Annotated in this window: 6 protein-coding genes; 1 reads left to right on the forward strand and 5 read right to left on the reverse strand. The window is 26.4% G+C overall.

The annotated features are described in order from the left end of the window. Position 1: 1 nt before the first annotated feature. Positions 2–2011, forward strand: a complete 2010-nt coding sequence (locus Q0K19_RS02430; protein ID WP_297245040.1) for a site-specific DNA-methyltransferase — start codon at positions 2–4, stop codon at positions 2009–2011. Positions 2012–2494: 483 nt separating this feature from the next. On the opposite strand, the gene Q0K19_RS02435 is transcribed toward Q0K19_RS02430, so the two are convergent. The 5 genes from Q0K19_RS02435 to Q0K19_RS15385 all read right to left on the reverse strand — a co-directional run. Beyond that, the gene (locus Q0K19_RS02435; protein WP_297245041.1) at positions 2495–3241 is read right to left on the reverse strand and encodes a DNA methyltransferase; all 747 of its coding nucleotides are present in this window, start codon (positions 3239–3241) and stop codon (positions 2495–2497) included. Positions 3242–3385: 144 nt separating this feature from the next. After that, the gene (locus Q0K19_RS02440; protein ID WP_297245042.1) at positions 3386–4264 is read right to left on the reverse strand and encodes a type II restriction endonuclease; all 879 of its coding nucleotides are present in this window, start codon (positions 4262–4264) and stop codon (positions 3386–3388) included. 216 nt (positions 4265–4480) lie between these two features. Then, positions 4481–5452 (reverse strand): DNA adenine methylase, encoded by a 972-nt coding sequence (locus tag Q0K19_RS02445; protein WP_297245043.1) that lies wholly within the window; start codon positions 5450–5452, stop codon positions 4481–4483. Between the two features lie 44 nt (positions 5453–5496). Continuing rightward, complete coding sequence (locus Q0K19_RS02450; RefSeq protein WP_297245044.1) at positions 5497–6471, reverse strand: DNA methyltransferase; 975 nt, start codon at positions 6469–6471, stop codon at positions 5497–5499. 22 nt (positions 6472–6493) lie between these two features. Then, positions 6494–6569, reverse strand: a 76-nt coding sequence (locus Q0K19_RS15385; protein WP_367172114.1) for a hypothetical protein, incomplete at its 5' end; no start/stop codon positions are given.

Raw genomic sequence — 6569 nt, forward strand, 5'->3', positions numbered from 1 at the left:
AATGGAATATATACATAATTATTTAAAAAAGTTATTTAAGAAAAATAATAACTATATAGGAAAAGATGGGGATTTATTAATATCAAAAATAGCTGAAGATGCAAGACTTTATAATTCAGAATTAATAAAATTTCTGTTTAATGATAAAAGATGTAAAGATTATTTTTTTGAAAAAATAGATGATGTAACTATTTTTAAATCAGAAGATTTTAGAATGTGTATAAATGATGCAAGATTTTTAGGAAATAGTTTTACAAAATACGGAAATAAAATAGGTTTAATAACTGACAGAACAGTAGAAAAAATAATGAATGAAGATTATGTGGTATTAAGTTATCCTTATAAAGACTGCACTCTTGACGGAGGAATGACAAAAACAGAGGCAAAAAGAACAAACAGAAAAGAAACAATGATAAATAATATTCTTTTTAAAGAAGATATACATAAATTAAAAAGCCCTAAAGCATTTAAAAATTTTAAGAAATATAGTTTTGAAAATGACAAAATAAAAGAGCAAACACCTGCAGCTATAAAAGGCAATGAAAATATAATTATTAATGGCAATAACTTTGCAGCTTTATGCAGTTTGAAAGCAAAATTTGCAGGTAAGATAAAATTAATATATATAGACCCTCCATACAATACGGGAAGCGATACATTTTCTTATAATGATAATTTTAATCATAGTGCTTGGCTTGTATTTATGAAAGACAGACTGCAATTAGCTAGAGAATTATTGTCTGATGATGGAGCAATATTTGTACAATGCGATGATAACGAGCAGGCATACCTAAAAGTTTTAATGGACGAAATTTTCGGAAGAGATAATTTTATTAATACTATAAGTGTAAAAATGACTCCTTCTAGTGGTGTTAAAAGAAGATTTGCCAATATAAAATTTATTAAAAATAAAGAATTTATTTTAATCTATAAAAAAAGTGCTATATTTATAAAACCTATATATGATGAAATTTACAATTATGATCCGCATTATTCTATATATTTTGATGGAGAAGAATTTACTACAATTGATGAAAAAATGAAAAAATTAAATATAGATTGTAAAAATATAAAAAAAGAATTTTATTTAATAGAACCAAATATAAAAAAATTTATTAAAGAACATAAAGATTATATATATGCCGACCATCCACCTAGTAAATGGGCTTACAAACAAATAGAAAATGCAACTACTATTTTTCAAACAAAAGATGATAAAAAATCAAGGAGTATAGTTTATAAAATTTATAATCCAAATAACAAAAATGAGTATGAATTAATTTTTAATTCATTAACTGGATTTAGGCGATTAGAACCTATTACATGGAAAATGAATGAAAATTTAGAATTAACATCATTAAGAGGAGATTTTTGGGATAATAATTATGATAAAGATATTGGAAACATAAATAAAGAAGGATATACACAATTTGGACAAGGGCAAAAACCAGAAAGATTATTAATGGATATAATTAATTCTATTACAGAAAAAAATGATATTGTTCTTGATTTCTTTGCGGGTTCTGGTACTACTTTAGCCGTTGCTCATAAAATGAATAGGCGATATATAGGAGTTGAGCAGATACAAGAGCATTTTGATATTTGTGTGGAAAGGCTTAAGAAAGTTATTGAAGGTGAGAATTCAGGCATTTCTAAAAATGTTAATTGGCAGGGCGGTGGAGAGTTTATTACTTTTGATATTGCTTCATATAATGCTGATTGGGCTAAAAAAATTGAACAAATAAAAGATGATAAAGAGTTAAAAGAAATATTTGAAGATATGAAAAATAAATCTTTAATTAATCATAGGCTTCAAATAGATTATTTTGAAAATAAAAGTTTTGAAGATGATAAAGAATTTTTAGGTTTAGAGTTAAAAAGAAAAAAACAAATTTTATTAGATTTGCTTGATAAAAATATGTTTTATGTACCTTTTTCTGAAATGAAAGATAAGACTTTTAAATTATCTGATGATGATATCAAATTATCTAAACAGTTTTATAAAAATTGATTGTAAAATTACTCAAAAAAAGATAATTTTCTATTTGTGAATTTTTTATTATATAGTATAATATCTAAAGGACAAAGCTATATTTTAAAAGGAGTTTACAAATATGGTTACAGCTATTACTACGACTGACACAACTAACACTTATGTTACGTCAATAGGCGGGGTAAATGTCACTGTCAGAAGTAATTTCTCTGACAAAACAGCTACTGTTGAGGTAGAGCCGAAAATCACGGGGGGTGCTTTAAATGTGCAAGGATAATTTCCCTCTTGCCGCATTTATATTATCGGTTCTTTAATTTAATACTTTAATAAAAAAGTAGTTTTTTGTTCGATTATTAAAAGTAATGGGGTTGTTCGTGGGAGGCAGCTCCATTTTTTTATTTATGAATAATTTTGATTTTTAATATTAAAAATATATTTAAACAAATTTTACTCATGCTTTAGTATATTGGAAAAAACTTAAATTATTGTAGAATTATTTTATTATTTTCTAAATACGAATAAATATTCATGGGCAATTAATAAAAAGTTATATTTTATGCTGTTTGTTTTCCAATATCCTGTTGCCCTGCAGTTATGTTGTTCTTTGATAATAAGTTCTTTCAATTTAAATCCAGCATTTTCAAAAATACGCATAACATCAAATGACATAGGAATCATATGACCTTTTTCCCTTGTATCTCCCATTAAAATAGCACAAAATTTGTCTTTTTTGAGTACTCGATAACTCTCTGCTGCTACTATTTTCATTTCTTCAATAAAATTTTTTACTTTCAATCGTGATAGATCACCATCTATATTATCACTATATTGAATAATATTTGCATATGGCGGGTGTGTACAAATGAGATCAATACTACTATCTAGAATAAAATCCAAATTCCGGGCATCTCCCTTATGAATATAAACATTACCATTAGCTCCATAATATTCAAAGTCAATCTTTTCTCTACATCTATCAAGTGCCGTATCATTTATATCAACACCAATAATATTTCTATTAAGTAATTTTGCTTCGACAAGAGTAGTACCTCCTCCAGCAAATTGATCTAGTATCAAATCTCCTTCTTGAGAGTATCTAAGTATAATATTTCTAGGTATATATGGAGACCAATTTCCACGCCATTTTGCATCATGAGTAGCCCAATTCCCTCTATCTGGAAAGGACCAATGTGTAGTCATTTCTAGTTCAAAATAATCTGGTTCCCATTTTTTTATTTTTTTTTCCATTATCAAAATCCTAAGTATATTTGATAGAATGTAATATTATAATTTTTAATGTTAGAAGTTTTATATCTAAATTATTTTATTATTAATTAAAAAAATAATATAATTTTTTAATTATTGTATATTTTATTTTTATAAAAAAATATATCACTTGAAAACTTCTTCAATGATTCCATTTTCTAAGTCTTTGATATTATAAATGTACTCCATAACTTCAAATGTTTCTTCCAGATTGTTTCTGGCATCTATCCAACCTTTACCATCAGTAAACCATACAAACTTAAAGTTACTTATTCCAAGAGACTCTTGAGCAATTTGTTTATAACTGCGAGCTGTCTCATTTAATTTAGAGCCACTGCTTGCATAAAAATTTGTTTCTATGCCATAAATATTATATTCTGTTTTAATTACAAAATCAAAACGTTTGACAGTTTTACCTTTATTTGATATTTCTGATAGATCTATGTCAAATTTATCTTCAATGTCTTTTATTTTCATTTCTTTAAAATATGTTTTGTCTTTTTGAAAACCTGCTTTCTTGATAAAACTTTCTACTAAGTCTTCCATCAAATGACCGCCTCGATTTTTGCGACCATTAGAATCTAGTCCTGTTTCAACTCCTGTTGCATAATCAACTAGATTACTAATAATATGATTTTCTAACAAATCAAATAAACCAGTATGTTCCATAAAATATGTATACCTGTCATATTGTTCATTTATATTAAAAGATATATTTTTTATATTAAACTTATATAAATATCCTCCATTAATATCTTGGCAGTATATTTCATTAGATCTAACAGCAAGTAACAAAGGTATACATTTTAAAACCTCTGGATATTTCTCAACTAAAGCTTTAAAATCATTTTTTATATTTTTCGATCCTATAAGTGTATTTAATATATTCAATTCTACTTTAATATTATTAACATTGTAATGTACTTTTTCAAAATCTATATAATATTTATAATCTGCTATGCTGTCACGAAAACTAGACAACCACATTTGAAAATTTCTATTCATATATTTAAACCTACTAAATCTTAAATTATTTGGGTGTGAAAATATTCTGTTCTCACTCTCTTTATATTATTTATTCTGCTTTAAAAGATTTCAAGCCTCACAACTAGAAATTTTTATATATTTTAGCTAAATTTATATTCGCTTTCATATTTTTAATAAATAATTTGTCTCAATATGACAGTTTGCATATATAGTATATATATTCACCTCTTTTTACTATATTAAAAAATTGCTTATTAGCAATTCTTTTATTTTGCCTCTAGATTGACCATTACTATTAATCATTCTAGTAGCGTTTACTCTTTTAATGAAATATTGAGCATAAATATTATCAAAAAAAGTATCATTTATATTTATATTTTTAGGATCAGAGTTACTAACAAGAATTTTAGCACCATTTTTATGTATGTTATTTACATATGAAGCCAAATCTATCTGTGACTTATCATCAAAATTATTTTCAGTATAAGCAGTAAAACTAGATGTTGTTGTTAGAGGTCTGTATGGAGGATCAAAATACACAAATGTATCTTTATCTATAAAGTCGGCAGATTCACGATAATCTCCGCATACAATAGTTACATTTTTTAACTTTTCGGAAACTGCTCTCAAATTTTCCTCATCGCATATAGTTGGTTTTTTGTATAGTCCCATTGGTACATTAAATTCTCCATTTTTATTAACCCTATATAATCCATTGAAACATGTTTTGTTTAGATAAATCATAAGAGCTGCTTTTTCAATATTTATATTTTTATCACCATTTACTTTCAACTCATTAAAACGTTCTCTTTTTTTTAGATAATAAGCTTTACGATTATCTGTATCCATAGGAATAAACTCATCTTGTATCATAGAAAGTATACGTATCATAGAATCAATATTATCTCTAATTATATGATATGTATTTATTAGTTCTGCATTAATATCACTAATATAAATTTCTTTTAAATGGTATTTATTTAGAATATCAAAAAGAACAGCTCCACCGCCTACAAAAGGTTCTGCATATTTATTTATTGTACCATTTGAAAATGGATAATATTTTTCAATTTCTGGAAGCATCTGACCTTTTCCGCCTGCCCATTTCAAGAAAGGCTTAACCTTTATATTATTATTTTTTGTGTAATAGGTGTCTTTTATATTTATAAGTAAAGGTTCTTTTGCAGTTTTTTGAATAATTAACATGTTATCCCCATTTTTGGCATCATCTTTTATATAATATCTAATAATTATTGATTAACGTTCTTTATTTTCTTCTGTATTGATATAGTGTTTCGTTCCCAAAATACATTACCTGTGTAGCCTTGTATTTCTTTGTTGCTTTCAGCATTTTCGATTCTTTTTTCAGCCCAAGCACAATATGTTTTATGCTGTTCTATCCCTGAATAATTTCTTCCTAGTTTCTTAGCTACAACTGAAGTAGTACCGCTTCCCAAAAAAGGATCAAATATAAAATCATCAGCATTTGAACTTGCTAATATCAGTTTCGCTATTAACTTTTCAGGCTTCTGAGTAGGGTGAGCAGTGTTTTCTGACATAGACCAATAAGGCACAGATATATCGTCCCAAAAATTAGAATGACAGGTATCTCTGAAATTTCCGTCTTCTGTTTCTGTCCAATCTTTAGGCTTTCCCTCTATTCTGTATGGAGCTATTACCTTTCTCCTTATTTTTACATCATCTACATTAAAAGTGTATTTATTAGATAGGGTAGCAAACCATATATCTTCCATTCCATTCTTCCAATTATTTTTAGCCCCTCTGCCTTTCTCTCGCTGCCAAGTGATTCTGTTTTGTATGTTGAAATATTTTTCTAAAACATTCCCTATTACAAGACTAGACTTCCAATCACAGCATACATATATTGTGGCATCTTTTTTTAATATTGGAATAATGTCTTCCACCCATAGATGAGTATATTTTTCATAACTTAAATTATCTATGTCTTTGAATTTATATCCATGATAATTTTTGGATATATTATAAGGAGGATCAACTATCATTAAATCAGCTATGTTTTTTTCTATTTTTTTTAATACATCAAAAGTATTGCCGTTTATAGTTTTATTTATAATATTTTCTTTTTTGTATTCTATTATATTTTCATTGTCTATAATACATTTATTTAGATATGATTTACCTTCTTCTGTATTTATATCAAAATCAATAGTTTTATTTTTGACTGATTTAACTTTAGTATTCATGTATTTCCCGCTATTATAAAAATTATTCCCATTCTATAGTAGCAGGCGGTTTTGAAGATATATCATAAACAACGCGGTTAATACCTTTTACTTCATTT

The sequence above is a fragment of the uncultured Brachyspira sp. genome, from assembly GCF_944393015.1.
In the GTDB taxonomy this organism is placed as follows: Bacteria; Spirochaetota; Brachyspiria; order Brachyspirales; family Brachyspiraceae; genus Brachyspira.